24 protein-coding genes are annotated in these 25,912 nt (G+C 59.2%); 12 read left to right on the top strand and 12 right to left on the bottom strand.

The features are described 5' to 3' along the window. Position 1: 1 nt before the first annotated feature. On the bottom strand, positions 2-982 hold the full coding sequence (locus FS804_RS22240) for a LysR family transcriptional regulator (RefSeq protein WP_144578977.1): 981 nt from the start codon (positions 980-982) through the stop codon (positions 2-4). Positions 983-1,368: 386 nt separating this feature from the next. Here FS804_RS22240 and FS804_RS22245 point away from each other — a divergent pair, with 386 nt between their 5' ends. Continuing rightward, on the top strand, positions 1,369-2,451 hold the full coding sequence (locus tag FS804_RS22245) for an NAD/NADP octopine/nopaline dehydrogenase family protein (protein WP_144578978.1): 1,083 nt from the start codon (positions 1,369-1,371) through the stop codon (positions 2,449-2,451). 101 nt (positions 2,452-2,552) lie between these two features. Here FS804_RS22245 and FS804_RS22250 read toward each other — a convergent pair whose 3' ends face one another. Beyond that, positions 2,553-3,134 carry a TetR/AcrR family transcriptional regulator gene (locus tag FS804_RS22250; RefSeq protein ID WP_371417902.1) on the bottom strand — a complete coding sequence of 194 codons (582 nt, stop codon included), beginning with the start codon at positions 3,132-3,134 and terminating at the stop codon, positions 2,553-2,555. Between the two features lie 225 nt (positions 3,135-3,359). Here FS804_RS22250 and FS804_RS22255 point away from each other — a divergent pair, with 225 nt between their 5' ends. The 4 genes from FS804_RS22255 (at position 3,360) to FS804_RS22270 (ending at position 8,283) form a co-directional block, all read left to right on the top strand. Further along, complete coding sequence (locus FS804_RS22255) at positions 3,360-4,349, top strand: XdhC family protein (protein WP_144578979.1); 990 nt, start codon at positions 3,360-3,362, stop codon at positions 4,347-4,349. Positions 4,350-4,463: 114 nt separating this feature from the next. Continuing rightward, entirely contained in the window at positions 4,464-4,997 is a 534-nt protein-coding gene (locus tag FS804_RS22260) for a 2Fe-2S iron-sulfur cluster-binding protein (protein WP_144578980.1), read from the top strand. Next, complete coding sequence (locus FS804_RS22265; protein WP_144578981.1) at positions 4,994-5,983, top strand: xanthine dehydrogenase family protein subunit M; 990 nt, start codon at positions 4,994-4,996, stop codon at positions 5,981-5,983. The genes FS804_RS22260 and FS804_RS22265 overlap by 4 nt, the downstream gene beginning before the upstream one ends. Next, a complete protein-coding gene (locus FS804_RS22270) occupies positions 5,980-8,283 on the top strand; it encodes a xanthine dehydrogenase family protein molybdopterin-binding subunit (protein ID WP_144578982.1) in 2,304 nt (767 codons plus the stop codon). Before FS804_RS22265 ends, FS804_RS22270 begins: the two co-directional genes overlap by 4 nt. 261 nt (positions 8,284-8,544) lie before the next feature. On the opposite strand, the gene FS804_RS22275 is transcribed toward FS804_RS22270, so the two are convergent. Continuing rightward, positions 8,545-9,207 carry an NTP transferase domain-containing protein gene (locus tag FS804_RS22275; RefSeq protein ID WP_144578983.1) on the bottom strand — a complete coding sequence of 221 codons (663 nt, stop codon included), beginning with the start codon at positions 9,205-9,207 and terminating at the stop codon, positions 8,545-8,547. Between the two features lie 442 nt (positions 9,208-9,649). On the opposite strand from FS804_RS22275, the gene FS804_RS22280 reads away from it, so the two are divergent. Continuing rightward, entirely contained in the window at positions 9,650-10,567 is a 918-nt protein-coding gene (locus FS804_RS22280) for a GNAT family N-acetyltransferase (RefSeq protein WP_186376957.1), read from the top strand. A 184-nt stretch (positions 10,568-10,751) separates the two neighbouring features. Here the strand turns inward: FS804_RS22280 and FS804_RS22285 are convergent, their stop codons facing one another. The 3 genes from FS804_RS22285 to coxB form a co-directional block, all read right to left on the bottom strand. Next, positions 10,752-10,967: a hypothetical protein gene (locus tag FS804_RS22285; protein ID WP_144578984.1), complete on the bottom strand. Its 216-nt coding sequence runs from the start codon at positions 10,965-10,967 to the stop codon at positions 10,752-10,754. A 109-nt stretch (positions 10,968-11,076) separates the two neighbouring features. After that, on the bottom strand, positions 11,077-13,575 hold the full coding sequence (ctaD, locus tag FS804_RS22290) for a cytochrome c oxidase subunit I (RefSeq protein WP_144578985.1): 2,499 nt from the start codon (positions 13,573-13,575) through the stop codon (positions 11,077-11,079). Continuing rightward, the gene (gene coxB, locus FS804_RS22295) at positions 13,572-14,387 is read right to left on the bottom strand and encodes a cytochrome c oxidase subunit II (RefSeq protein ID WP_144578986.1); all 816 of its coding nucleotides are present in this window, start codon (positions 14,385-14,387) and stop codon (positions 13,572-13,574) included. The genes ctaD and coxB overlap by 4 nt, the downstream gene beginning before the upstream one ends. Here coxB and FS804_RS22300 point away from each other — a divergent pair. Next, the gene (locus FS804_RS22300) at positions 14,295-14,792 is read left to right on the top strand and encodes a DUF2231 domain-containing protein (protein WP_144578987.1); all 498 of its coding nucleotides are present in this window, start codon (positions 14,295-14,297) and stop codon (positions 14,790-14,792) included. The genes coxB and FS804_RS22300 overlap by 93 nt on opposite strands. On the opposite strand, the gene FS804_RS22305 is transcribed toward FS804_RS22300, so the two are convergent. Further along, the gene (locus tag FS804_RS22305; RefSeq protein ID WP_144578988.1) at positions 14,770-15,270 is read right to left on the bottom strand and encodes a CopD family protein; all 501 of its coding nucleotides are present in this window, start codon (positions 15,268-15,270) and stop codon (positions 14,770-14,772) included. The two genes, FS804_RS22300 and FS804_RS22305, sit on opposite strands and share 23 nt — an antisense overlap. Next, positions 15,267-16,016: a cytochrome c oxidase assembly protein gene (locus tag FS804_RS22310; RefSeq protein WP_144578989.1), complete on the bottom strand. Its 750-nt coding sequence runs from the start codon at positions 16,014-16,016 to the stop codon at positions 15,267-15,269. The genes FS804_RS22305 and FS804_RS22310 overlap by 4 nt, the downstream gene beginning before the upstream one ends. Before the next feature lie 167 nt (positions 16,017-16,183). Here FS804_RS22310 and FS804_RS22315 point away from each other — a divergent pair, with 167 nt between their 5' ends. After that, on the top strand, positions 16,184-16,441 hold the full coding sequence (locus FS804_RS22315; RefSeq protein WP_144578990.1) for a hypothetical protein: 258 nt from the start codon (positions 16,184-16,186) through the stop codon (positions 16,439-16,441). Positions 16,442-16,678: 237 nt separating this feature from the next. On the opposite strand, the gene FS804_RS22320 is transcribed toward FS804_RS22315, so the two are convergent. From FS804_RS22320 to FS804_RS22335, 4 genes are all read right to left on the bottom strand, one after another. Next, positions 16,679-17,467 carry an SDR family oxidoreductase gene (locus tag FS804_RS22320; protein ID WP_144578991.1) on the bottom strand — a complete coding sequence of 263 codons (789 nt, stop codon included), beginning with the start codon at positions 17,465-17,467 and terminating at the stop codon, positions 16,679-16,681. Positions 17,468-17,481: 14 nt separating this feature from the next. Then, positions 17,482-18,960 (bottom strand): sugar ABC transporter ATP-binding protein, encoded by a 1,479-nt coding sequence (locus FS804_RS22325; RefSeq protein ID WP_144578992.1) that lies wholly within the window; start codon positions 18,958-18,960, stop codon positions 17,482-17,484. Between the two features lie 118 nt (positions 18,961-19,078). Continuing rightward, the gene (locus FS804_RS22330) at positions 19,079-20,008 is read right to left on the bottom strand and encodes a sugar ABC transporter substrate-binding protein (protein WP_063947620.1); all 930 of its coding nucleotides are present in this window, start codon (positions 20,006-20,008) and stop codon (positions 19,079-19,081) included. A 132-nt stretch (positions 20,009-20,140) separates the two neighbouring features. Further along, positions 20,141-21,121 (bottom strand): ABC transporter permease, encoded by a 981-nt coding sequence (locus FS804_RS22335; protein WP_144578993.1) that lies wholly within the window; start codon positions 21,119-21,121, stop codon positions 20,141-20,143. Positions 21,122-21,562: 441 nt separating this feature from the next. Between FS804_RS22335 and FS804_RS22340 the strand changes: the two genes are divergently transcribed. The 4 genes from FS804_RS22340 to FS804_RS22355 all read left to right on the top strand — a co-directional run bounded on the left by FS804_RS22340 (position 21,563) and on the right by FS804_RS22355 (position 25,899). Beyond that, the gene (locus tag FS804_RS22340; protein WP_144578994.1) at positions 21,563-22,372 is read left to right on the top strand and encodes a transketolase; all 810 of its coding nucleotides are present in this window, start codon (positions 21,563-21,565) and stop codon (positions 22,370-22,372) included. Continuing rightward, entirely contained in the window at positions 22,372-23,328 is a 957-nt protein-coding gene (locus FS804_RS22345; protein ID WP_144578995.1) for a transketolase family protein, read from the top strand. The genes FS804_RS22340 and FS804_RS22345 overlap by 1 nt, the downstream gene beginning before the upstream one ends. A 121-nt stretch (positions 23,329-23,449) precedes the next feature. After that, a complete protein-coding gene (locus FS804_RS22350; RefSeq protein WP_144578996.1) occupies positions 23,450-24,919 on the top strand; it encodes an FGGY family carbohydrate kinase in 1,470 nt (489 codons plus the stop codon). 20 nt (positions 24,920-24,939) lie between these two features. After that, positions 24,940-25,899: a sugar-binding transcriptional regulator gene (locus FS804_RS22355; protein ID WP_186376959.1), complete on the top strand. Its 960-nt coding sequence runs from the start codon at positions 24,940-24,942 to the stop codon at positions 25,897-25,899. The last annotated feature ends 13 nt before the right edge of the window (positions 25,900-25,912 follow it).

Here is a 25,912-nt window from a genome sequence, read left to right on the forward strand (position 1 = left end):
ATCAGGGAGCGTCCCTATCGAGGCTTTCCCCATAGGTGACGTCAGCCACACGCCCCGAGGCGCGGGGATCGTGGGCGATGAAATCCGGCATGCGGGCTGAGGCGACGCGGATGATAAGCTCTATCAACTCCTGGGCGGTTGCCGACAGCGGGCGCGCTGTCGCCGAGAAAATTCCCCAGAGAAACGGAATGTCGACGTCGAGCGGTCGTACGGTCACGCCCGCGGTCAGGGGACCGTAAGCGGTGGCCGGTTCGACGATCGCAATCCCCATGCCTGTCGACGCGACCTGTACCGCACTCATCGCCGCGCTCGTGGCGATGATCCGCCCCGCACGGACATTTGCATCCTGCAGGGCCTTGTCCACGCGGCGGCGCAGGCGGAATGGGTTTGCGAGCGTGATGACCGTCTGGTCAGCGAGGTCCGTGATGGAAACGACATCCTTGGCGGCAAGCGGATCGTTAACGGACAGAACTGCGGCACATCGCCCCTGGAAGTAGCCATGTGCCTCAAGGCCCGGTTGTTCGGCCGGAAGCGACGTCACGCAGAAATCAGCGGTACGGCCGAGCACCGCCTGGACCGCAGCCTCGGCTGGCATGCTTCTTAGAAAAACGGTGTGAGGCAGAAGCGCTTCGGGCAACTCCGCAAGAGCGAGCGGTACCATTCCCGTGGCAAAAGCAGGCGTGGCGGCGATCTCGACCGGCTCAGGCTCCTTGAGACTGATCCGCTGGGCCCGGTTGCGCAAATGCTCGATGCCGCTGATGAAGCGCTCGGCTTCGGCGTGGAAGGCCACTCCCTTATCACTCGGCATGATACGCGGGCCATTGCGATCGAACAGCGCAAATCCAAGCGACGTTTCGAGATCTTGGATGAGGCGCGTAACCTGAGACTGGGAACGATCAAGGAGGCGCGCAGCACCGGTAATGCTGCCTGCGGACATTACCGCCAGAAACGCCTCCAGTTCGCGTATCTCCATGGCTATCATGCATCCTTTGCATTATGACAAATTTAATGTGCATTAAACGCATGATATCTGCTAGTGACAAAAGAGAATTTTTCGTTTGAACCGGAGAAGATGAAAAAGACGGCTGCTGACGCCGCGCTGTGCAGAAAATTTGGCTACATGCCTTAGCTTTTGCCAATGTAGCAGACGCTTTTGCTCGACGCAGCGATATGTGCTGAGGGTTAGGCAAGGTTCTGCTAATTAACCAGGCAAAGCACGTGTGAATATGGCTGTAGCAGGCAGGACAAGATGATGCATTTGCGTAACAGTCGGTCCACAAAGTTCAAAACCGGGGTTTTGATGTGCGTGCAAATCAGTGACCAGAGGGCGGGTCCATCCCAACTCCTACAACCGAAAGGATAGATGACATGCGGATAGCCATTCTTGGTGCGGGATCGATTGCTTATGGCATGGCGGCATTTCTCGCCGCCGCGGGGCATCGCCCGTCCCTATGGTCACCCTCCGGTCGCAGTGCCAATCCATTGGCGCAAGGTGAAAAGCTTAACGCCAAGGGAGCTTTGGATTTCGTCGGCCCCGTGGAGGTTGCGACAAGCTGTGAGGGTGCCATTGCCGATGCGGATGTGGTTATCATTGCCATGCCAGCCAACGGTCATCGCGCGGCTATCGATGCAGCGCTGCCGCATCTGCGGTCGAACCTGCCAGTCATCATCAGTTCCCATAGCTCCTTTGGAGCGCTTTATCTGTCGAAGCGGCTCGCCGAGCGACGGCTCCATCTGCCGATCATCGCCTGGGGAACGACGCTCCTGACGGCGCGCCGTCAGCCGGATGAACGCAGCGTCGTCGTGAACACCGTTCGCCAGAAGGTGGACTTTGCCACCTTGCCCAAGTCGGCGGCAGCACAGGGCCAAAGCCTGTGCACTGAACTCTTCGGCGATCGTTTCGTCGAACGTGACGGTTTGCTCGCCATCGCCCTCTCAAACCTCAATCCTCAAAACCATCTCGGGATCGCATTGCTCAATCTGACACGCATGGAAAAGGCAGAGAGCTGGGGACAGGGTGAACATGTGACCCCGGCGGTCGGGCAGTTGATCGAAGCGCTCGACGCCGAGCGATTGTCAATCGCCGAGAGCTTTGGCCTCGGGGTGAAGACAGTCCGAGAGCACTTTTCTCTCTCCTTCCATGTACCCCTCGCCTCTGTGTCGGAAATGAACCAACAGATGCATCGCGAGGGACGAGGCGGGATGGGACCTTCCTCCATCGAAAGCCGCTATATCTACGAGGACGTACCCTTCGGTCTTTTGCCGACTGTTCTTCTTGGCCGCATCGTCAACCGTCCTGCCATCCTTCATGAAGCCGGTATTCGCATCTTCACCGCGTCGGTCGCGCGCAATTTGGAAGCCGACAATGACCTGCTGCCGGAGCTTTCGCTTGATCATCTCGCTCCGCGGGAGCTGCGGGACCTTTGCGAAAGCGGATTTTCGCCGGCATAACTAGCGCGCTTTCCTTCAAGGCTCGCGAATGCCTTCGAGGACGTGGACCGTTGGCACGTCCTCTGCATTTTGATCAACATCCGTTCCGGCTCGGGCGAAAGCTAACGCCGCAGCCCGTCCATCACCAACCGCACAATCCTGTGCGCGCGGTCACGCCAATCCGGACCTTCGGGAATGGAATAAATGCCGAAGAGCGCGTTGAGGACATCTGAACCCTCAATGTCTCCCTTGACCGCACCAGCCTTGACGGCATTGTTCAGTAGCTCTTCGAACGCCGTATGCAAAAGCTTCGACCCCTCCGCAAAGAGGGCGGAATTGGACGTAAACAGAAGCTTCAGGCTGTTCGCCATGCCCCTTTTCGCGGCCATGTAGCTAACGAACCGGTTCATCCATTCTTCAATGGCTTTCGCGGGCTCTTCTTCCCGCATCAGATCGCGCGCAGCCGTCGCCAGAATTTCCAGTTCGCGGCGATAGACGCTTTCGACCAAATGTTCGCGGGTCGGAAAATGCCGGTACAGCGTGCCGATGCCGACGCCAGAACGCCTGGCAATATCTTCCAGCGAGGCGGCAGCGCCCTGCTCTGAAAACGCCAGCGCCGCAACTTCTATCAGCTTTTCCCGGTTTCGCCGTGCGTCTGCGCGCAAGGGGGGCGGTTGGGACGGAGGCGTCTTCTCCTTGGGCACGGAAGGCCACTCCATGAAAAATCGCTTGACGAACGATCGCAAGCCACTAAGTTAAACGGAGGCGCCTCCGTTTACCGGTGCGCCATTCGCTTCTTTAAATCAGATTCGAGGCGGATGTCATGCCGAAATCAAACAGTGGCGGTGGTGAGCATCTCACAACTCGAGGGTTAGGGAGGAACTTAACAGCCCGTCACTCATTCTGATGTCACAATGCGGGAGGCACTTATGACAGGATCGGCCGATAGCATCCGACATAACGTCAATGCCACGGATTGGTTGCATCGCAGCGTCGAAGCCCCGACCTTGGCGACGCCGCGAAAAGCTTTCTCCACCGACAGGGTTTATGACGTCCTGAATTTTGCCATCGATTACTTCAAGGCAGGGCTTGGCGTGGCGCTATGCACCCTGGTGGAAATACGCGGCGGCTCCTCGCGTCCGCTTGGCGCACAGATGGCGGTTGCGCAGGACGGCAGCTATTGTGGATATGTTTCGGGCGGATGCACGGAGGCGGCCATCGCCGCTGAAGCCTTGCAGGCCATGCGAAGTGGCCATGATCGTTTCGTCATGTTGGGCGAGGGCTCGCCATTCTTCGATATCGTTCTTCCCTGCGGCGGCGGTATCACCGTCGCCATTCATCTTGTCAAAGACGTTGAGCCGCTCTGTTCCATCAACATGCTCGTCGATCAGCGCCGATGCGCGTTCTTATGCTATCGGCCGGGGCTCGAACAACTTTCGCTCGGATTGGAGGGAACGCAGATCGGATGGAACGGCGAGACCTTCGTCACCTGCTACCGTCCAAAGGTTCGTATGGTCCTTTCGGGACGCTCTCTTGAGGTCGAGACAGCCGCCAGTATCGCAAAAGCCGCAGGATACGAGGTCTTCCTTCTCGAAGAGGGCACTGAAACCGACGATGCTCCGACCTTTATCGATGCCGACACGGCTGTCGCACTCCTCCAACACGACCTCGATCGGGAAATGCCTGTGCTGGAGGCAGTGTTGCGGGCATCACCCTTCTACATCGGCGCTCTCGGCAGCTCCCGAACGCATGAGAAACGGGTCGAGCGATTGCGCGACCGTGGTCATGCGGATGAGGCGATCGCGCGGATCAAAGCGCCGATCGGCTTATTCGGTAGGGCAAGAGACGCGCAGTCGCTGGCACTGTCGGTCATCGCCGACATCGCCTCGGCGAGACAGTCATACGTGACGCAAAGCTAGAACTGCCGCCGGGTCGACAAATCCGACAGCAGCCACAGGAAGACAAACACCATGAGCTTCATAGGTGCCGCCTGGAAACTTTCAGTGCGGACCTTCAGATGAGGGAGATGTCCAATGCAATTTAACGTCAATGGAACAGCAGTGGAGGTGGAAGCAGACATCCGCACGTCGCTGCTTGATCTCATGCGCAACTATCTAGGGTTTACGGGCACGAAGAAGGGCTGCGATCAGGGCGCATGCGGCGCATGCACGGTGCTGGTGGATGGCGAGCGTATCAATTCCTGTCTCGCGCTTGCGGTTCAGTATCAGGGCCGTAACATCACGACTGTGGAAGGCCTCGCGGCCAACGGCAACCTTCATCCGTTGCAAAAAGCTTTCATTGAACATGATGGCTTTCAATGCGGCTATTGCACGCCGGGGCAACTCTGTTCCGCCGTGGGCATGGCGGGCGAGATCGAGCGAAACATCCCGAGCGTCGTCACCGCTGATCTTTCGAGCGACAGCGTCATCATCGATGACACCGAAATTCGCGAGCGCATGAGTGGCAATCTCTGTCGCTGCGGCGCCTATAACGGAATTGTTGAAGCCATTTCTGAAACGCTGGTCCAGCCGACCGCGGTGCAGACCGACGAGAGGGCACGGGCATGAATATCTTTTCCTACCATCAGGCCTCTGATGCGGCGTCGGCAATAACGCTCAAACAGGCCGGGTCGACAACGAAATATCTGGGTGGCGGCACCAATCTCGTCGACCTCATGCGCGAAACGGTCGAAAAACCGGAGACGCTGATCGATGTCACGCACCTGGCGAGCAGCATCGAACAGCGCGCCGATGGCAGCCTGCTGATCGGGGCGGGCGTGAAGAACACCGCCCTTGCGGCCCATGGTGCGGTCAGGACACAATTTCCGGTTCTTTCCCGCGCTATTCTCGCAGGTGCAAGCGCGCAAATTCGGAATGTCGCGACCGTAGGCGGCAATATCCTCCAGCGCACCCGCTGTCGGTATTTTTATGACAATGCCGCTCACTGCAACAAGCGCGAGCCCCACTCAGGATGTGACGCGCTGGAGGGATTCAACCGCTATCACGCCATCCTCGGTGCATCTGAAAGCTGCGTTGCGACCCATCCATCCGATATGTGCGTCGCGCTGGTCGCACTGGATTCAGTGGTTCACCTTCAGGGTTCCGCAGGCAAGCGCAGCCTGCCGCTACGTGATCTCCACCGTCTGCCAGGCGACACGCCCGAAATCGAAACCGCGCTTCACCCGGACGAACTCATCATCGCGGTGGAAATTCCCGCGCTGCCTTTTGCAAAAACATCCACCTACAGGAAGGTAAGGGATAGAGCGAGCTACGCTTTCGCGCTCGTCTCCGTTGCCGCGGCACTGGATCTCGATGGCAGTGGGAATGTGAAAGACGTGAGGCTGGCGCTGGGCGGCGTGGCACACAAGCCGTGGCGTGCCCTGAAGGCAGAAGCGCATTTAAAGGGCCAAAAGGCAGATACCGAGCACTTCCGGGCTGCCGCCGAGGCCGAACTCGCCGACGCCGTCGGCCTACGCGACAATGCTTTCAAGATTGAACTGGCGAAGCGCAGCATTGTCGCGGTTCTTGAAGAATTGAAGGGAGAAAACGCATGAGCGCCGATACCCAAACGCTGCCGGAGACAGGCAGACAAGGCCGCTGGCAGCCAGCCGTGACAACCGATCCGCTGCTGCGCAAACATGGTTCCCTCGGGCAATCCGTATCGCGCATCGAAGGGCCCATGAAAGTTCAGGGCAAGACGCGCTTTGCGGCAGAGTTTCCCTACGATAACATCAGCTACGCGGCACTCGCTTTCAGCACCGTTGCCCGTGGGCGCATCACCGAACTTGATGTCGGCGCCGCGGAGGCCGCACCCGGCGTCATTCTGGTCATGACCTATAAAAACGCGCCGCGGATGAAAGCGCCATCGCTGATGATGTCGTCTCCGACAGCGGCCGGAGCAAGCAATCTTCCCGTCATGCAAAATGACGAAATCCACTGGAACGGCCAGCCGATCGCGCTGGTTCTTGCCGAAACACAGGAACAGGCGGATTACGCGGCATCACTGGTCGAGGCGAAGTACGAATTGCTGCCGGCGGTGACATCTTTCGGCGAAGCGAAGAAAACGCCCCGCCAACTCGAGAACCTGCTCGGCCAGCCGCCATACGTGGAAATCGGCGATGCAGAAGCGGCGCTCGCAAAAGCTGAGGTCAAGGTCGATCTCATCTACAGAACACCGCGTCACAACCATAATGCCATTGAGCTGCATGCGGCGACCGTTGTCTGGAATGACGACGAACTACGCGTGCACGATGCCAGTCAACTGCTCGATCTGACGACGGGCCAGCTTGCGGATATTTTCGGCATTGATGTCAGCAAGGTGCATGTCACCTCGCCCTATGTCGGCGGCGGTTTTGGCGGCAAATGTTTGTGGGATCATCAGATCCTGGCCTGCGCGGCGGCCAGACTTGCAAAGCGACCCGTGCGCATCATGCTGTCGCGCGAAGGCGTCTTCCGGATCGTCGGCGGCCGTACGGTCACCGAGCAACGCGTTGCCCTGGGGGCAAGAGCCGATGGGACGCTCGATGCGCTGATCCACACCGGAACGGCGGCGATGACATCACATAATTCCTGCCCGGAACAATTCACCTTTCCCGCCCGCCACCTCTATGCCGCAAGAACCTTCCGTATCGGCCAGAATGTTGCCGACATGGACATGCTGGCAAACACCTTCATGCGCGCGCCGGGTGAATCCGTTGGCACTTTTGCCCTCGAATGCGCACTCGATGAACTCGCCGAAAAATTGGGACTGGACCCGATCGAACTGCGTCGGCGGATCGAGCCGGAGAAGGATCCGACGACCGGCAAGCCGTTTTCGTCGCGTTATCTTCTTGAAGCCTACGACGAAGGCGCAAGGCACTTCGGTTGGGATAAAAGGAGCCAAAAACCGCGCCAAAGACGCGAAGGCGAGTGGCTGATCGGGATGGGGTGCGCGACCGCGACCTATCCTTACCACCGGTTTCCCGGAGGCGCGGCCCGGATCAGGCTGACGGCAGACGGCCATGTGACCGTTTCGACAGCCGTGCACGATATGGGAATGGGGACCGCCACGGCTCAGGTGCAGCACCTTGCAGCGCGGTTGGGCTTGCCGCTCGATCACGTGACTTTCGAATATGGCGACAGCAGGCTGCCAAAGGGTGTCATCGCCGGAGGCTCGACCCAGACCGCCTCCATTGGCGGCGCGATCATTGCCGCAACCGAGGTCTTTGTGGAGGAATTGATCAAGCTTGCCGGCAACGACTCGCCGCTTGCCGGACTGTCGCTTCTTGACGTCGAGACGAGAGATGGTGGTCTGTCTCACATCAGCGACACCAGCAGGTTCGAGAGCTACCAATCGATACTCCAAAGGGCTGGCCGCGACGACCTTATCTGTGAGGCGGAAGCACCTGCACCCGCTGAAATGGAAGCCTTCTCCATGCATTCCACGGGCGCCCAGTTCTGCGAGGTACGGGTTAGTGCCCTCACGGGTGAGACGCGTGTTTCGCGCTTTTTGGGCTCGTTCGACGCTGGCCAGATACTGAACCACAAAATGGCGACCAGCCAGTTCAAGGGCGGTATCATCATGGGCATCGGTCTTGCGCTCACCGAAGAAACCAATTTCGATGAGCGGACAGGCCGCGTCGTCAACGCCTCGCTGGCCGATTACCACGTGCCGGTGCAGATGGATGTACCGTCAATCGAAATCCTCTATACCAACAAGCCAGACCCGCAGGCGCCGATGGGCGCACGCGGTATTGGCGAAATCGGCATAACCGGGGTTGGTGCGGCCGTTGCCAATGCGGTTTATAATGCGACCGGAGTTCGGGTTCGCGACCTGCCGATCACCCTGGACAAGCTGATGGTTGATCTCGACTGAAGCGATTGGCGGGGTAATCGTCCTTGGTGTTTCACCCGAGGAAAAACCAGTTGCCCCGCGCACGAACGCCGAAATGTCGAGGCCCGGTATAGGGCCTCGACCTCAAAATGATGCCGGTGGCTCGGTGTTAGCAAAATGCGACTGAAGATGAACGGTTTGCAACGCGTTCCGGGCGCAATGAAGCGATATGGTCTTCCCAGCAAAGCTCCCACCCGACGCATCGACGTCATCTGGCTTCTTGCTCCGTACCGGGCACGGACCTTATCCTTTCAAAACGCCCCCGGCCACAAGAACCTCCTCTGGCGTATCGACATCCAGACGGGCCGCCTCACCGATATCCAAATCGATGACCGGGGTCCCAGACGTCTCTAGGAGGTGTCGCGCCCCGACATCACCTTTGAGCTGCATGATGGAATCCTTGAGTGATTTCGGGAGGATGACTGGATTGCCACGTTTGCCGCGGGAAACCGCGCGTATGATCACTTTTCCGGATGATTGGCGGAAAGACGAGATCAGGGCGTTCAGGTCGCCGACCGTCACACCGGGCATATCCGCAAGCATGACGAGAACGCCATCGACACCACGCGCTGCTGCCGCCGAATATCCCGCGATCAGAGAGCTTGCCATGCCGGATGCAAATTCCGGATTGTAGATGGCGGTCACCTCTAGCCCCAGAACTGCTGCCTCTATCTCATTCCATCGGTGACCGGTCACGACGATGACGACGTTCACATCCGCGGAAAGCGCTGTTTTGGCCGCACGGCGCACCAGCGGCTCTCCATCGAATTCCGCCAGAAGCTTATGGCCCCCGCCCTCGCCCATGCGGCTGGCTTTCCCGGCAGCCAGAATCACCGCCGCGACGGTTGCGGGCGGGCGTTCGTGCTTTGAGTCGTCTTGCAGAGGCGTCGTGGTCGCAACTTCCATTGGCACTCCTCTTATGGCCACCTATCAAATCTCGCCCGCGGCATCTCCGTCAAGACGGGATCCGGCATCTGCTCAGTGCCTTTTGGTTTCTGCCGAACATCGTTACGCGAGTCGTAACGTTTCAGCGATAGCCATGCCGCACACGCGACAAAAACATCCGGTGACGGTACCTACCATCGTTCGTAGGGGGCTGAGGATCGAATTTCCTCTTTATCGTCGGAAGACGTATCGGCGTCACGGGTGCCTAAATCTTGGACTACGGGAGCCGGAAAAGAGCAGGTTCTGGCTGAAACCATGGCTGGTCGTGAAGGATGGGATGCCGAACCCGAGGCAGTTTCAGCGAAAAGTTGCGCGGCGTCCCAGATTTTGAGCAAGTTCTACGGCATGGAAGGATTATCATCGAGAGGCTATTTTCACTGGCAGCGCAGCTTGCTGACAATTGATGAAGGACAATCGTGTGGGTGAGATCCTGAAGCCCGGAGAAAGAAATCAGATTGATGCCTTCGAGATGCAGATCGGGGATGTGGCGAGCGCGGAGCTTGAGCAGCTCCACGCACTGTCGATTTCGGTCGGCTGGCCGCACCGCCCGCAGGACTGGCAATTCTTGCGGGATGTCGGCAAAGGCGTCGTTGCAACCGATGACATCGGCCGCATCATGAGCTCCGCCATGTGGTTCCGCCAGTCACCGGAGCTTGCAACGATCGGCATGGTCATCACCTCGCCGCGCCTTCAGACGCAAGGCGCCGGCCTCTGGCTGATGGAATACGCCCTTCAGGATTTGGAGGGCGTCGACCTTCGCCTCAATGCGACGCGGGCTGCAAAGAGGCTTTACCTCTCCCTCGACTTCCGGCCGGAAAAGAAGGTCTATCAGTGTCAGGGCATCGTCACCGATGCGCTACGCGAGCAGGAATTGTCAGGCGACGTGCGGGTCCTCGGCCCTGATGATCTCACCGCGGTTAAGGCGCTCGACACCGCGGCCTTCGGCGTTCTGCGCTCAGGCGTCATCGAAAAGCTCGTGTCGAATTCGCGAGGCTACGGCCTTTTCCGTGATGGCGTGCTGAAGGCCTTTGCGCTCTGTCGCCGGTTCGGCCGCGGCCATGTTGTGGGTCCGATTGTTGCATCGGACGACGAGGAGGCCATCGCTGTCCTCGCCCCGCATATACGCGATCATCAGGGCCGGTTCCTGCGTCTCGATACGCACTTCGACACCGGCGACTTCGCCCTCTTCGTGCTGCGCAACGGCCTCACCGTCTTCGATACCGTGCTGACCATGTCGCGCGGCAAGCGGCTTGCGGATTTTGCGACGGGCGGGACGCGCAGTCCGCTAACCTACTCACTGGCCAGCCAAACGCTCGGCTGATTGTGCAGAGGCGACCTGTGGACCCTCCTGACTGGTCGCAATGTCGATTTGGCACGGTGTAGGAGGGTAGCGATTACACTCCCATGAATAATCCAGAGACCGAGGTTCAGCCAAGAAAATTGATCGGACGAGAAACGCCCGATCAAGCTTCTGCCACCTAAGAGCTAGCCTGTATCGTCGCAGTTCAACACAGACTGAGCCAGAAAACCCCCGGAAACACAAAAACGGACGCCGCGAGGGCGGCGAGCCCGGCGGCTTGAGATATGGCCGCGATGACGTTGCTTTTTGCTGTTTGTTGTTGGACCAGTTTTCGCCACCACGCAAAAAGCAGCAACAGAGAGAGGGCAAACAGGCCAATCAGAAGAAAGCGAAGCAGGGAAACGCCGGCATAGGAGCGCATGTCCCATCCCCAGGTGCACCCGGCAAATTGCAGCGCATACAGACCCAGAAAGTAAAGGGCCCAGGTGACGAATGGCCCGGCAAGGCCAAGAGCCGTGCGGTACCTCATATCAGCCAGCCTCCGTCATTAAGCGCAGGGTATGCAGGAAGAGAAACGATAGGGCCGTCGCGGCGAGGAAGTGACAGTGCCAGAGAGTGCCTATACGCAGATCGTTTCTTCGGCGGCTCGAGACGTAGCCATTTGCCAACCGCCATATGCCGAATGCCGCAAGGATGAAGCCGACCAAAGCGTGTAGAATTAGATAAACGTTGACGGCGACCGACACGCCATGGATCGCATGGCTTACAGCTACATGATCATGCGCAAGCAAGAAGAGACCTATAGCGATCGCCGTTGCGTAGGCGAACGAGCTTGCGGTTGACATCACTGCGCTTACTCTGAGGTTGCCGGCCGCTGCGCCGCACAGCGCGGCGAGAAAGCCACTTGATAGAAAAGTGATCTGTAACCAGGTCGGTTGCGTCCAGACGATCCTTTGACCGGCTGCGGAAATCCAGAGAAAAAGGCCGCCAAACAGCAGTGACGCAAAAAGGGTCGTGTCCGCGATCAAGGCAAGTTTCATTGCCATCACCGAGGGCGCATCGGCACTTTCGTAGTGAAGCGGGAAGCGCTCCGTACCACGCGCCGTAACAGGTCCCCGTTCCTGTCTGGCGTCGGCGTTCGGAGTCCACACCGTAAAGAGCAGCGTCGCGACCAAAAAGATTGAGATTGCGATGAGATAGGCTTTCAAAAGAAGGGCGATGAAGAAGCCGGCAGTCACCATCGCACTCAGCAAGGGAAGAAATGTACGGCCCGGCAGGACGACGACCTGCAGCGGCGCGCCGGTCACGGCATCCGTCCCCATCGTTTCCATTTTCCCCGATCGTACAAAACCGAGATAACCTTTGCCGGCGGCAAGCTCCGCAGCGATGGTGTTGATCGGCAGGTCGTCTGCCCTTGCCGTCACTTCGGGTTGCGAGGCGAAAGCATAAGCCGGAGGTGGGGTTGGCATGGCCCATTCCAGCGTGCCGGCGTGCCAGGGATTGCGCCGGAAGGCGCGGCCGTAAAGAAAAAGCAGCATAAAATCGAGCACCACCAGCATGAATCCGGCGGCCATGATGAAGCTGCCGATGGACGAGAGCAGGTTCAGCCACTCCCAGGGGGAAGCCGCAGGGTAGGAAAAAACGCGCCTTGGCATGCCGAGCAGGCCGGTCAGGTGCATCATGAAAAACGTCAGATTAAAGCCGATGAAAATCATCCAGAACGCGGCCTTGGAAAGGTGCTGAACGGGCTGGCGGCCGCTGATATGCGGCACCCAATAATAAAGCCCGGCAAGCATCGGAAAGAGAAAACCGCCCACCAGCACATAATGGAGATGCGCGACGACAAAGTGCGTGTCGTGGGCCTGCTGGTCGAAGGGAACCATGGCCAGCATCACGCCGGTCAGTCCCCCGACCACGAACACGCAGAAAAACCCGATAATATGCAGCATCGGCACACTCATTGTCGGCTTGCCACCTGCCATGGTCCCAAGCCAGGCAAATATCTGGATCGCAGTCGGGATCGTGACAAGCGCGCTTGCCGCCGAGAAAAAAGACAGCGCCACGTGGGGAATACCCACCGTATACATATGGTGCACCCACAGACCGAACGACAGGAAAGCCATGGCGATCAATGCGGCAACGATGATGTTGTAACCAATCAGCCGCGTTCCAGCTAAAACAGGGATGAACGTCGACAGTGCGCCCGCTGCCGGCAGAAAGATGATATAGACCTCGGGATGACCGAACAGCCAGAACAGGTGCTGCCATAAAAGCGGGCTGCCGCCGCGTTGCGGATCAAAAAAAGGAATGTCGAAAGCCCTCTCGGCCTCGAGCAATATCGAACCCAGGATCAGCGGCGGAAAGCCGATCAGCATCATCGCGGCGACAACGAGCATATACCAGGCAAAGATCGGCATCCTGTCGAGAGACATGCCGGGTGCGCGCAGCCGCAGGATCGTGACGATGATTTCGATCGCGGCGCTGATGGCGGAGATTTCCACAAACGTAATGCCGAGCAGCCAGATATCCGCATTGATGCCGGGACTATATTGCGATGACGACAGCGGCGTGTACATGAACCAGCCGCCCGCAGGCGCAATTCCCCAGAGAAGGGCGAAAATGAGCATTCCGCCGCCGAAAAGATAACACCAGTAGCCGTAGGCAGAGAGCCGGGGGAAGGCAAGATCCCTGGCGCCGATCAGTTTCGGCAGGATGTAGATGGACAGCCCCTCGAAAAAGGGAATAGCAAACAGGAACATCATGATGGTGCCATGCATCGTGAAAACCTGTGCGTATTGCCCGGCATCCATGAAGGCGTTCGATGCGGTGGCGAGCTGCGTGCGAATGAGCATCCCCAGAAACCCGCCGATCGCAAAGAACACGAGTGCGGTGATCATGAACCGCTTTCCAATGACGGTGTGATTAACCGCCGCGAGGCGCTGAAACCCGGATCCCGAGCCCCAGACCTCGCTGAGTTCACGGTGAAGCGCCAAGGCTGAATGTCTCTCTGGCGTGTGCACATCCTTCATTTTGTTTGCCCCAAATCCCCGATTACGCGTAAAAACTCGCTCTCGTCATAAGCAATGACGCGAAAACCCATGCCCACATGGCCGACGCCGCAATATTCCGCACAGATCCCGCCGAACGCGCCGGTTTGTTCGGCCCGAAGGGCGATTTTATTGGTCAACCCGGGAACGACGTCGATCTTTCCTCCCAGTCTGGGAACCCAGAAGCTGTGAATGACATCGCGGCTGGTCACCTCGATTACGACATCCCGCCCCGCCGGCATATGCATGATGTCGGCGCTTTCTGACGTCCCAGTTGGCGTCTCGTAAGCGAACTCCCATTTCCACATGCTCGCAACTGCGCTGATCCGGACCGGATCGCGGGCAGACTGTGGAAGCAGTGTTTCACCTTGCAGGAACGAGAAAAACACCAGCGCCGCCAGCACCGGGATTGGAAACGCTATACCGCCGCCGATGAGCCAGTGTCGCGGTTTGATCCGCGCCATGGTCCGGGGGCTCAAAAAGACCAGCGCGAGAAGGGCGGCAACCAGCAACGAAATAGCGCATGCGCCGCCGAACATGACCCACCACAGCACCGAGATCTTTTGACTGGCCGGCCCAGCCGGATCCAGAACCGAGAGATCGCCCGCGCAACCCGAGGCGAGCAAAAGTGCGGGCAGCGAAACGACAGCAGGGAACTTCGGCCTTCGCGAAGCGGTTAGCGCTGAAAGAGGATCCGTCGAATGGAAAAAAACAAAGCGCCCAATCCGGTTATCTCCAAGGTTGAGGAGAAAACCACTGATTCTGCGATCGCCGTTGCAGGCCATCCGCTGCATGCGATGACCGTCCACTTTCCGATAGCCCTCGTGATCACCACGCTCGCCTGCGATTTCCTTTTCTGGTGGTCGGCGGATAAATTCTGGGTTCGCGCCGGTATCTGGGCATCGGGCGGCGCCTTTTTCAGCGGCGTGGTTGCCGGCGTCATCGGCACGGCCGAACTGCTTCTGGTGTCCGGAATTCGCGCGAGGGTCGCAAGCTGGGCACACGGCGTCGCCGCAATAGCGCTCATTTCCGTTGCAGGAGCCAATTGGGGCGGAAGGACATTGGGTATGATCGACATTCTGCCGCACGGGCTTGGCTTGTCCCTTCTTGCGTCGGGCCTCACGGCGCTTGCCGGCTGGCACGGGGGAAAACTGATTTTCGATCACGGCATCGGCCTCATGGTGTCTCCCAAGGAATGAGAGGATCGAGGATGCGTTTGAGCGCACCTGGCTCATGGAACCAGCAGGGCAACAGCGCGGGTATTTCCGGTTTTGCAAGCGCCAGATAAACGATGCCGATGGCCAGGATGCTGCTGACCGCCGTAACGACAACGAACCGCCACGCCGGATAAACCTCGCCCTCATTGAAGAGGCGGATGATCACGAGACCAGTCAGAACGTGGAGAAGGACGAGGAGCGCAACAAGCACCAGCTTTGCGCTGAACCAGGAAAGATATGTCGATTGGAGAAAGATCAGAGTCGTTCCGGACGCAACGGCGATAAAAGCTGCTGGTGACAGAACCTTGATGTAGGAAAACCGCACGATCTTTTGCAAGCGAAAACGATCTTCAGCTGTTTGGACATGGGCCCGCTGCACATAAAGGCTGGGGAGGCTGACGAGCCCCGCAACCCAGATCGAAATCGCTAAAAAGTGGAGAAATTTTACGAGCGCGATCATTCCGACTCCGACAACGCTTTCACCCGCAGCATGTGGCGAATGGAGGAGAGAGCGAGGATGAGATATGGAAGCAGTCCCAATGTCCACATGATGAGGCCAGATAATTGCTGATCCTCGAGCGGTGTCATCCCGTAGGATTGTGTCGTCAGGAAATGCTCTGAAAATAGCGGATAAGGCGCAAAGGTAAGGATCGCGGCGAGAAAACCCATCTGTGCCATCGTCGCAAGTGCAAGCGAAATGCGCATCACGGGACCGCCACCAAATAGCATCGTCCACCACAGCCACATGGCGGCTAACAGCAGGGTAAGCTGCATGCCCCAATAGGCGAGCGTGCCCGAAAGCGCGAAAGAATATCCCGGCGGGAGGTGCCACGCCCAGTACGCGATCGTGTGGGCAAGAAACGCCAGCTCCGGAAAACGCGAAAACCAGCTCGGAACAAGGGTCAGACGCCCTTCGAGACTCATAGTCAGCAGCGGTGCAACGACCCCGATCAACAGAAAATGGTGGAAGACCCGCGCTGAGAAGAGAGCGGTCGTGAGGGCGCAGAGCGGGGACACAAATGCGATTACAACCAGAAAGATGACAGCCGCGCGAGAAAAGAACGGTGTTTGTCGAGCCCGTGGCGCAAACAGCCAAAAGGCACCCAGCGTTATCGTTGCGATCAGAACCGGATCAAGGTTCCACGCATAGATCAGACTGGAAAAATCGGGTGCTGGTCCACAATACGGATCCGACGTCTCGGTCAATGCGCTGGGCCCCCTGTTTTAATACCCTCAGGCGGCTAACTCTGTTTGCGACCATGCGTTCCGGCGGATAATCCCCCCCGGGACAACAATCCGTGATCGTCAATGTGAAGGAACGATAGGGCACGCCCGCGGTTCACCTCCAGCCGGGACCCGAAGGAGGATAAGCCATGCCCATCGTTACTGGACTTTTTGAACACGAAGAAGGCGCAAGACGCGCAATTCAATATCTGGAAGCAATGGGTGTAGATCGCCGCATCATCAAGGTCGAAACATACGATCACAGGGCCGCAAAAAATGCTGGCCACACGCCCGAAAAGGGCGAGAAAGGCGGCATCGACCACGGCAAGATCGTCCGCGCCGACGTTTCCGAAAAGCATCTGGCAAAAGCATCAGAAGCTTTTATCAATCTGGCTCGAAGAAGATGACGCTCGCTGCGCGGGTTTGAGGATTCCATCGCAGAAATGGATCCCAAGGCCGTTGTAAGAGATGGAGGGAACGTCAGATCGAACATCGCAAGCGTTGCGGGCACGCCCGCCACACTACCGTGGGCGCTTTCTCCGACCGCTATTTGGACGCAAATATCGCGTTGATCTTTGGCGTTAACGATGGATATTGGTCCGCATATCCATCGCTCTATTAACCGTCGCGCGATAGCGAAATCCTTACCAGCAGCAGAATCCGCCATCCACCAGCAAATCCACGCCGGTCACGAAGCTCGCCGCATCTGACAGGAGAAAGATTGCCGGGCCGACCATCTCATCTACGCCTGCCATGCGCTGCATCGGCGTCTGCTCTTCGAAAAGCTCGGTCTGGTGTACCATTTCGGGCCGCGTGTTCATCGGCGTCGCCGTGTAACCCGGCGAGATGGTGTTGACGCGGATGCCCCGCCCTACCCATTCCATCGCCATGGACTTCGACATGTGGATGACGCCAGCCTTCGAGGCGTTGTAGTGGCACTGCATCAGGCCCCTATTGACGATGACGCCGGACATGGACGCGATGTTGACGATCGCACCACGGCCGTTCTTCAGCATGGCGTTGGCTTCGGCCTGGCAGGAGAGGAAGACTCCTTTTAGATTGATGTCCATCATCGTCTGGAACTGGCTTTCTTCCATCTCCTCGGCCGGGTTGGCATTGGCGATGCCAGCCGCGTTGACGGCAAGCGACAGCGCGCCGAGCTCACGCTCCGTGCGGGCAACCGCATCCGTCAGCGCCTGCTTGCTGGTAACGTCGGCAGCGATCTGAATCGACTTGCGGCCAGCCTTGGCGATGAAATCGGCCGTCTGCGCCAGACCGTCATCGGTGCGGCGGTCGAGCAGCGCGACATTGGCGCCCGACTGCGCAAGCCCCATGGCGATCCGCTGGCCGATGCCGGAACCTGCGCCGGTGACAAGCGCCACCTGGCCGGATAGATCAAACAGCTTCGGTGCGTTAAGGGTGATGGTGGACATCTTTATTTCCTTCTTCAGATGGTCGCCAGTTCCATGACCGAGACATCGTTTGCCTCGTCGCGGCTGAGGATACCGGCCTGTTTTCCCTGCGCGAGCACGAGGATGCGGTTCGATACACCCAGCACTTCCTCGAGATCGGAACTGACGACGATGACGGCGACGCCGCTTTTCGCCAGACCGACGATGATATCGTAAATGCCCGCGCGTGCGCCGACATCAATTCCGCGCGTCGGTTCGTCCAGCACAACAACGCGGGGATTGCGGGCAAGCCATTTAGCAATAACCACTTTCTGCTGATTGCCGCCCGAAAGATCCGAGGCCGGCTGTTCGCTGCGCCCCTTCACGCCGAACTTGGCGATGGCCTCCTTTGTGAAGGCCCGCTTGACGCGCGGCGTGATCCAGCCGGTGCCGATACGGTCGAGATTGGCATAGATCAGGTTTTCACCGATCTCGTGCTCCACCACCAGACCCTGCAATTTACGGTCTTCCGGCACCATGACGATACCCTTGGCTATGGCATCTGCCGGGCTTTTCAGCGCCAGCACCCTGCCGTCCAAGAGAATCTCGCCCGCACTGGTCGGATCGGCGCCGGAAATGGCGCGCACCAGCTCGGTGCGACCGGCACCGATCAGACCGGCGATACCAAGGATTTCGCCGGCGCGAACGCCGAAACTGATGTCGCGGAAGGCGTTGGTCGCGCCGGTCAGCCCCTTGACCTCCAGCACTACCTTGTCCTGCGGTTCCGGCAGTGCCGGGAACAGGCGCTCCAGCGAGCGGCCGACCATGCTTTCGACGATGGTGCGCACCGGCGTCGCGCTATCGGCAAACTCATGCACCCGCTCGCCATCGCGTAAAACGACGATGCGGTCGGTGATCTGTTTGATCTCTTCCATGCGATGGGAAATATAGATGATGCCCACACCCTCGGCGCGCAGCTTGCGCACCTGCTCGAACAGCGCCTGCGTTTCGGCGCCGCCAAGTGCCGCCGTCGGCTCGTCGAGGATCAGAAGTTTCGCGTCCAGCGCCAGCGCCTTGGCAATTTCGATCAGCTGCTGATTGGCGGTCGAAAGACCCGCCACCTTGCGGGTTGCGGGAATGTGGAGGTTGAGGCGCGCCAGTTGCTGTTGGGCTCTGCGCACCATTTCGGCCCGGTCAACGATGCCGTTCTTCATCGGCCAGCGGCCGATGAACACATTCTCGGCTATGGAAAGCTCGGGAAGAAGCTTCAGCTCCTGGTGGATCAGAACGACGCCCTTGTCGATCGCCGCACGCGGCGACGACGGCGCATAGGGTTCACCGAGCCATGTCATCGTGCCTTCGGACGGTTCCCGCGAACCGGCGATGATGCCTGAAAGCGTCGACTTACCCGCACCGTTTTCACCCAGCAGGGCCACCACTTCGCCGGAATAAACGTCGAGATCGACGTTTTTCAGGACTTCAAGCGGACCGTAACGTTTGCTGATGCCACGGAGCGAAAGAACCGGCTCGCGCATGACGGGACCTCCCAGGAGACGATCGCGGCGAAGATACACCGCAACCTTGTGTCCAAATTGCATAAAGACAAACCAATGAGAGCCCCGCGCCTCCCATCGGACGCGCGGGGCGGATGCGTCAGGGATGGTTGGCGATGAAGCCTTCGACATTTTCCTTGGTGGTCAGCGTCGCATCGGAAAGCTGCACAGCCGGAACCTTTTCGCCGCCGACGATCTTGACAGCCATCTCAACAGCGGTGCGGCCCATCTTCTGGGTCTGCTGCGTCGCAGTCACGTCGAAGACGCCGTTCTTCAGCGCCTCAAGCGCCGCCGTATCGCCATCGAAGCCGCCAACGACGATCTTCTGCGAGGGATTGGCGACCTTGATCGCCTGCGCCGCGCCAAGCGCCAGACCGTCGGCCTGCGCAAAGACGATGGAAACATCCGGATTGGCCTGCAGCATGTTCTGCATGATCTGGAAGCCTTCATCCTGGCTCCACATGTTGGACCACTGTTCGGCAACGATCTTCACGCCGGAATTGGCCTTCACCGATTCCATGCAGCCCTTGGTACGATCGACTTCCGGCGTCGTGCCCTTCTGGCCGTGGATGATGACCATCTTGCCCGAGCCGCCTGCCTGCTTGATGATGTAATCGCAAACCGCCTTGGCGGAAGCGACGGAATCGGTGGCAAGGAACGTATCGCCCGGCGCGCCATCGGCATTGCGGTCGATGTTGATGACCGGCACGCCGGCGGCCTTGGCAAGCTTCACCGGAACAGTCGCGGCAGCGGCACCGGCCGGGATGTAGATCAGTGCATCGATGTTCTGTGTCAACAGATCCTGGATCTGGTTGACCTGCGTCGGGCCGTCACCCTTGGCGTCGACGGTCACGACTGCAATGCCGCGCGTCTTGGCTTCGGCTTCGACGGCCTGCTTGATCTGGTTAAAGAAGTTCGCCTGCAGATTGGCGACGGCAAGACCGATCTTCTTGACTTCAGCGGCGTTGGCCTGGCCGAGCGACATGGCGAGAAGGGCGGCGGATGTGAGCAGAATGCGTGAAAATTTCATGATTATTCCTCCATTTGTTGATTGTTGACCTTCGGGCAGATCGAACCTCCTCCCCTCGGGCCGTTTTTCACGCCTCCCTTGCCGGGAGGGTCGTTTATTGCGCGGACGGCCCAGCGCCATCCGCAGGCAAATTCAGCTTCTGCGGCGGCGCAATGTTTCAGCGCCCACGGCCAGCACGATGACCACGCCGATGATGACCTGCTGCAAAAAGGGAGAGACGTTGAGCAGGTTGAGGCCGTTGCGCAGCACGCCGATGATCAGCACGCCGATCAGCGTTCCGCCGATGCCGCCTGCACCGCCCGAGAGTGAGGTTCCACCGATCACCACGGCAGCAATCGTATCCAGCTCGTAACCGAAGCCGCTCGAGGGCTGAACCGAGTCGAGGCGCGCCGCAAGAACGATGCCGGCGAGACCGGCAAGAACCGCGCAGGCGACATAAACGCAGATCGTCACCAGCGGCACGTTGATACCGGCAAGACGGGCCACTTCCGGATTACCGCCAACCGCATAGACGGTCCGGCCTTCGGAGCGGAAACGCAGGAACAGCCAGGAGACGAGAACGACCACCAGCATCAGAAGTACGGTCGCTGTCAGCACGCCGAAATGGCGGTCGATTGCCAGCATCATAAACCAGTCGGGGAAACCGACGATCTGTTGACCATCGGTGATCATGTTGGCGAGACCGCGCGCCACCGACATCATTGCCAGCGTGGCGATGAAGGCGGGGACACGGAAGGCGGTGACGAGAATTCCCACAACAAGGCCGCAGGCGGCAGAGGCAATCAACGCCAGGATGATGGCCATGCCCATCGGCATGCCCGCGACATTGGCCGTCCAGCCCATAATCATCATCGACAGCGCCAAAACCGAGCCGACAGACAGATCGATGCCGCCAAGCAGGATCACGAAGGTCATGCCGACGGCCATGATGCCGAGAACGGTGATCTGGTCGAGAATGTTGAGACCGTTTCGAAGCGACAGAAAGTTTTCGCTGGCAAAGGTCAGAAACACGCAAAGCAGCAGCAGGCCCAAAAGAGGGCCCGTCGCTCCGCTCAACCAGGCAAGCGTGCTCCTGGTGTGCGTTACCCCCTCATTGCGTTCAATCGCGGACATGGCTCCTCCCGGTGACTGTCTTGCATTTTTTAAACCGATTAGAATAATTATTCATCATCGGTGAAACATGCATAGGCCAGTTTCGAGAAGCTTGTCAATAGGGCGTTAATGACGAGGCCTACCGTGAACAAGGACAGGAGACTTTCAACCTGCCGCCTCTCTCCGCATTCCTGTGCTCGTCACAGGAATCGCGTCGACGCGCGTCTGCGCGGCGGGAAGAGCCCTTTCAACCCAAGGACTTGGGCTGACTGGATTTCTGCGACAAGCAAAGGAATGAGGGCTAAGGAGATGCTCTTCACCGTGAATACGAATGTAGCGGCAGAAATAACCAGCACGTTTTGTAACAAGAGAATCCACAATTCCGGCTTGACAGAAACGCTATCTCTGCAATTATATAAATAGCTGTATAAATATTCACACGCATGTTTTGAAGAGGATTCCATGCAGTCCCAGGAACTAGAGCGCATTGCGCGCCAGATTCGCCTTCGCGACGTACAGGCTGTTTTCGAAGCGGGTGCGGGCCATGTCGGCGGCGAAATGTCCGCTATCGACATCATGACGGCCCTTTATTTCCGCGTCCTGCGCATCTGGCCGGATGATCCGAAGAACCCTGCCCGTGACCGTTTCGTGCTTTCCAAGGGCCATACGGCCTGCGCGCTTTATGTGACGCTCGCCAAGCGCGGCTTCATCCCGGAAGAGGAAATCTCGACTTTCCTGCAGCCGAATTCGCGCCTTAACGGCCATCCGAACTGTAACAAGGTGCCGGGTGTGGAAACAAATACCGGCCCGCTCGGTCACGGACTGCCTGTTGCCGTCGGCATGGCCAAGGCGGCCAAGCTTTCCGGCGCGGATTACCATACCTATGTCATGACCGGCGACGGCGAGATGCAGGAAGGCTCCAACTGGGAAGCCATCATGTCGGCTGCGCAATTCGGCCTCAACAATCTGACGCTGATCGTCGATCACAACCGCTTCCAGCAGGGTGCGGCGCTTTCGGAAACCAACGATATCGCGCCGCTTCGCCCGAAGCTGGAGGCGTTCGGCTGGGAAGTCAGCGAAATCAATGGCAACGCCATGGCGGAAGTCGTGCCGGCGCTGGAACATCGCGGCGACCGCCCGCATTGCATCGTTGCCCACACCAACAAGGGTCACGGCATTTCCTTCATGCAGGACCGCGTCGACTGGCACCACAAGGTTCCGAGCAGGGAACAATATGAAATCGCCGTCAAAGAACTTTCGGAGACATTGTAATGAACGCGCCCGTAACCGCCGCCAAGCTTTATGACTGCCGCGACGCTTTCGCCGAGACACTGGAAGCGCTGGCCGCCGGCGATGACAGGGTCGTCGCCGTCTGCAACGATTCCGTCGGCTCCTCGAAGCTCGGCGGCTTCAAGTCGAAATTCCCCGAGCGCCTCGTCAATGTCGGCATCGCCGAACAGAACATGGTCGGCGTCGGCGCGGGTCTTGCCAATGGCGGTCAGCTGCCTTTCGTCTGTGGAGCATCCTGCTTCTTGACCGGCCGCGCGCTGGAACAGATCAAGGCAGATCTTGCCTATTCTAACGCCAATGTGAAGCTGATCGGCATTTCGTCGGGCATGGCCTATGGCGAACTCGGCCCGACGCATCACTCCATCGAGGATTTCGCCTGGACCCGCGTTCTGCCGAACCTTCCCGTCATCGCCCCCTGCGACCGTATTGAAACGGCCGCCGCCGTCAAATGGGCGGCGCAATACGCTGGCCCTTGTTTCCTGCGCCTGTCGCGCGTCGGCGTGCCTGACCTGCTGCCGGAAGGCCATGTCTTCGAACTCGGTCGCGCCAACCTGCTGCGCGAAGGCTCCGACCTGACGCTGATTGCCAACGGCACGCTGACGCACCGCATCGTTAAGGCCGCCGATATTCTCGCCGGCCGGGGCATCAAAGCACGCGTGCTGAACATGGCAACCGTGCGTCCTATCGATGAGGCATCGATCGTCTCAGCCGCGCAGGAAACCGGTGCGATCCTGACGGCCGAGGAACATTCGATCTTCGGTGGCCTTGGTTCAGCGGTAGCTGAAGTCGTGGTCGATCAGGCGCCGGTGCCGATGAAGCGTCTGGGCGTTCCCGGCGTCTTCGCCCACACGGGTTCGGCAGAATGGTTGCTCGATGAGTTTGGGATGGCGCCTGCGGCCATTGCGGATGCTGCCGTAGCGCTGATCAAGAGAAAATAAGGTCTCCTCCCAGGGTCGTCGCGCGTCTTCGGACACGCGGCGACTTCTTTTAGTACCCACGCAGCTTCTTAAACAAAGAACACCGTGTGAAAATATCAGCCGCAGACGAGAGAACACAGTGATGCGCGCTATTCTGTCCATCGATCAGGGCACGACCAATTCCAAGGCCATTCTTGTTTCGGAAACCGGCGAGCTTCTTGCGCGGGGATCGTCGCCGGTCGGCATCACCTATCCGCAGCCCGGCTGGGTAGAGCAGGATCCGAACCGCATCTGGGCATCTGTCCGCGAAGCGATCTCTGCCTGCCTTGGTGCTGCACCCTCTACCACCGACGTGGCGGCTATCTCAATTTCCAACCAGCGCGAATCCGTGACCATATGGGATGGCGAGACCGGCCAACCGCTTGGTCCAGTCTTGAGCTGGCAATGCCGCCGAACGGCGCAGGACTGCGCCGAACTCATCGAAAAGGGCCACTCAGAGCGCGTCATGGCGCTGACTGGCCTGCCGATCGATCCGATGTTCCCCGGCGCGAAAATGCGCTGGCTTCTTGAGCGTGCGCCAAAGGGACGCAAGCTTCGCCTAGGCACCATCGATAGTTGGCTCATCCATAGCCTGACGGGCGGCAAGGTCCATGCCTGCGATGCCTCCAATGCCGCCCGAAGCCAGGTACTCGATCTCGACCGGCAAGTCTGGAGCGAGGAGCTTTGCGACCTCTTCGGCATCGATATCAACACCCTGCCGGACCTGCGCGACAGCAGCGGCGATTTTGGCGTGACATTAGGCGTTCCCGGCATCAAGGATGGCACCCCGATCCTTGCAGCCATCGGCGACAGCCATGCCGCCCTCTTCGGCCACGGGGCGTTCAATCCGGGCGACGGCAAAGTGACCTTCGGCACCGGCTCGTCGGTCATGACCACTTTGCCGCATTTCATTGCACCTGAACGCGGCATCACGACCACCGTTGCATGGCGGCTGGGCGGCAAACCAACCTTCGCTTTCGAAGGCAATATTCTCGTTTCGGCAGCTTCCCTGCCGTGGATGACGGACATTCTCGGATTGCCGGATGTCGCTGCGCTGGTGGAACTTGCCGCAACAGCAGAGGCAAACGGCCCCGGCTTCGTGCCCGCCTTCGTCGGCCTTGGCGCGCCCTATTGGGATACAAACGCCCGTGCGCTGTTCTCGCAGATCAATTTCAGCACCACCCGCGCCCAGATGGCCCGCGCCGTCACCGACTCCATTGCCTTTCAGGTCCATGATGTCTTTGCGGCCATGCGCGCGCAGTCGCCTTCCGGCTTCGGGCGGCTGTTTGTGGATGGCGGGCCGAGCCAGAACCGTTTCCTGATGCAATGCGTCGCCGACATGCTGGAACACCCCGTCATCCAACGCGACGCGCCGGAAGCCTCGGCGCTGGGTGCCGCCTATCTCGCCGGCCTCGCCCTGGGTGTCTGGAGCGATCTCGATTCCGTTGCGGCGTTGAACAGCAACGGCAACACCATCGCGCCGTCCGCCAGCGAAAACAGCCAGCGGCTCAGCGTCTGGCGCGACGCGATTGCCCGCTCGACCTTGCCTGTAACCTCGAGTAATGGTGAATAAAAATTCACCCTGGAGGGCTCATGGGCAGACTAAACGAACTTCGAATGATTTCCCGTGTGGCGCAGATGTATTTCAGCGAGCACAAGAGGCAGGCTGAAATCGCGCAGCATCTCAACCTGTCGCAGGCCACCGTCTCGCGTATGCTGAAGCGTGCAGAGGCGGAAGGCATCGTCCGCACGAGCATCATTCCGCCCCCCGGCACCTATAGCGATCTGGAAGCGAAGTTGCGCGAACGTTTCGACCTGCCGGAAGCCATTGTCGTTGACTGCAGCGAGGATCGAGACGGCGCGATCATGGCCCGGATCGGCGAGGCAGCGGCACATTTCCTCGAGGTGACGCTGTCGCAGAACGAGATCATCGGTGTTTCCAGCTGGAGCCAGACGATCTTCAAGATGGTGGAAAACATCCATCCGCTGAAAGGCGCCAAGGCGCGCTACATCGTCCAGACACTGGGCGGCATGGGCGATCCCTCCGTGCAGACGCACGCGACCCAGATCACCACGCGTCTCGCGCGGCTGACTGAGGCCGAACCAAAACTGCTGCCGGTGCCGGGTGTCGCCACATCCCGCGAGGCGAAGCTCCTGATGCTCGCCGATCCCTTCGTGCGCGAAACCATCGATCTCTTCGGGTCGATCACCCTCGCCGTCGTCGGCATCGGTGCGGTCGAGCCGTCGGAGCTTCTCGCCCGTTCGGGGAACATCTTTTCCGCCAAGGAACTCGCCGATCTCGCGCAGGCGGGTGCGGTGGGCGACATCTCGCTGCGCTTCTTCGACAAGGACGGCAAACCGGTGAAGACGCCGCTCGACGACCGGGTCATCGGCCTGCCGCTGGAAAACCTCTCCAATGTCGACCGCGTCATTGCGCTGGCCGGCGGTTCAAAAAAGACCGAGGCGATTGCCGGTGCGCTCAGAACCGGTGTGATCGACGTCCTCGTCACCGACAAATTCACCGCCGAACGATTGGTCGGCCAGGAAACATAGCCAAAATCCCATA

This window comes from Agrobacterium sp. DE0009 (genome assembly GCF_007680755.1).
Lineage (GTDB): Bacteria > Pseudomonadota > Alphaproteobacteria > Rhizobiales > Rhizobiaceae > Agrobacterium > Agrobacterium tumefaciens_B.

Bases quoted from the DNA above. Each gene is read 5' to 3' on its own strand.
- FS804_RS22255 (WP_144578979.1), top strand. From the start codon at position 3,360: ATGACAGGATCGGCCGATAGCATCCGACATAACGTCAATGCCACGGAT.
- FS804_RS22275 (WP_144578983.1), bottom strand. From the start codon at position 9,207: ATGGAAGTTGCGACCACGACGCCTCTGCAAGACGACTCAAAGCACGAA.
- FS804_RS22315 (WP_144578990.1), top strand. From the start codon at position 16,184: ATGCCCATCGTTACTGGACTTTTTGAACACGAAGAAGGCGCAAGACGC.
- FS804_RS22305 (WP_144578988.1), bottom strand. From the start codon at position 15,270: ATGATCGCGCTCGTAAAATTTCTCCACTTTTTAGCGATTTCGATCTGG.
- FS804_RS22325 (WP_144578992.1), bottom strand. From the start codon at position 18,960: ATGCGCGAGCCGGTTCTTTCGCTCCGTGGCATCAGCAAACGTTACGGT.
- coxB (WP_144578986.1), bottom strand. From the start codon at position 14,387: ATGCAGCGGATGGCCTGCAACGGCGATCGCAGAATCAGTGGTTTTCTC.
- FS804_RS22330 (WP_063947620.1), bottom strand. From the start codon at position 20,008: ATGAAATTTTCACGCATTCTGCTCACATCCGCCGCCCTTCTCGCCATG.
- FS804_RS22335 (WP_144578993.1), bottom strand. From the start codon at position 21,121: ATGTCCGCGATTGAACGCAATGAGGGGGTAACGCACACCAGGAGCACG.
- FS804_RS22240 (WP_144578977.1), bottom strand. From the start codon at position 982: ATGATAGCCATGGAGATACGCGAACTGGAGGCGTTTCTGGCGGTAATG.
- FS804_RS22355 (WP_186376959.1), top strand. From the start codon at position 24,940: ATGGGCAGACTAAACGAACTTCGAATGATTTCCCGTGTGGCGCAGATG.
- FS804_RS22265 (WP_144578981.1), top strand. From the start codon at position 4,994: ATGAATATCTTTTCCTACCATCAGGCCTCTGATGCGGCGTCGGCAATA.
- FS804_RS22320 (WP_144578991.1), bottom strand. From the start codon at position 17,467: ATGTCCACCATCACCCTTAACGCACCGAAGCTGTTTGATCTATCCGGC.
- ctaD (WP_144578985.1), bottom strand. From the start codon at position 13,575: ATGAAGGATGTGCACACGCCAGAGAGACATTCAGCCTTGGCGCTTCAC.
- FS804_RS22300 (WP_144578987.1), top strand. From the start codon at position 14,295: ATGGAAAAAAACAAAGCGCCCAATCCGGTTATCTCCAAGGTTGAGGAG.
- FS804_RS22350 (WP_144578996.1), top strand. From the start codon at position 23,450: ATGCGCGCTATTCTGTCCATCGATCAGGGCACGACCAATTCCAAGGCC.
- FS804_RS22245 (WP_144578978.1), top strand. From the start codon at position 1,369: ATGCGGATAGCCATTCTTGGTGCGGGATCGATTGCTTATGGCATGGCG.
- FS804_RS22280 (WP_186376957.1), top strand. From the start codon at position 9,650: ATGAAGGACAATCGTGTGGGTGAGATCCTGAAGCCCGGAGAAAGAAAT.
- FS804_RS22270 (WP_144578982.1), top strand. From the start codon at position 5,980: ATGAGCGCCGATACCCAAACGCTGCCGGAGACAGGCAGACAAGGCCGC.
- FS804_RS22345 (WP_144578995.1), top strand. From the start codon at position 22,372: ATGAACGCGCCCGTAACCGCCGCCAAGCTTTATGACTGCCGCGACGCT.
- FS804_RS22260 (WP_144578980.1), top strand. From the start codon at position 4,464: ATGCAATTTAACGTCAATGGAACAGCAGTGGAGGTGGAAGCAGACATC.
- FS804_RS22340 (WP_144578994.1), top strand. From the start codon at position 21,563: ATGCAGTCCCAGGAACTAGAGCGCATTGCGCGCCAGATTCGCCTTCGC.
- FS804_RS22285 (WP_144578984.1), bottom strand. From the start codon at position 10,967: ATGCGCTCCTATGCCGGCGTTTCCCTGCTTCGCTTTCTTCTGATTGGC.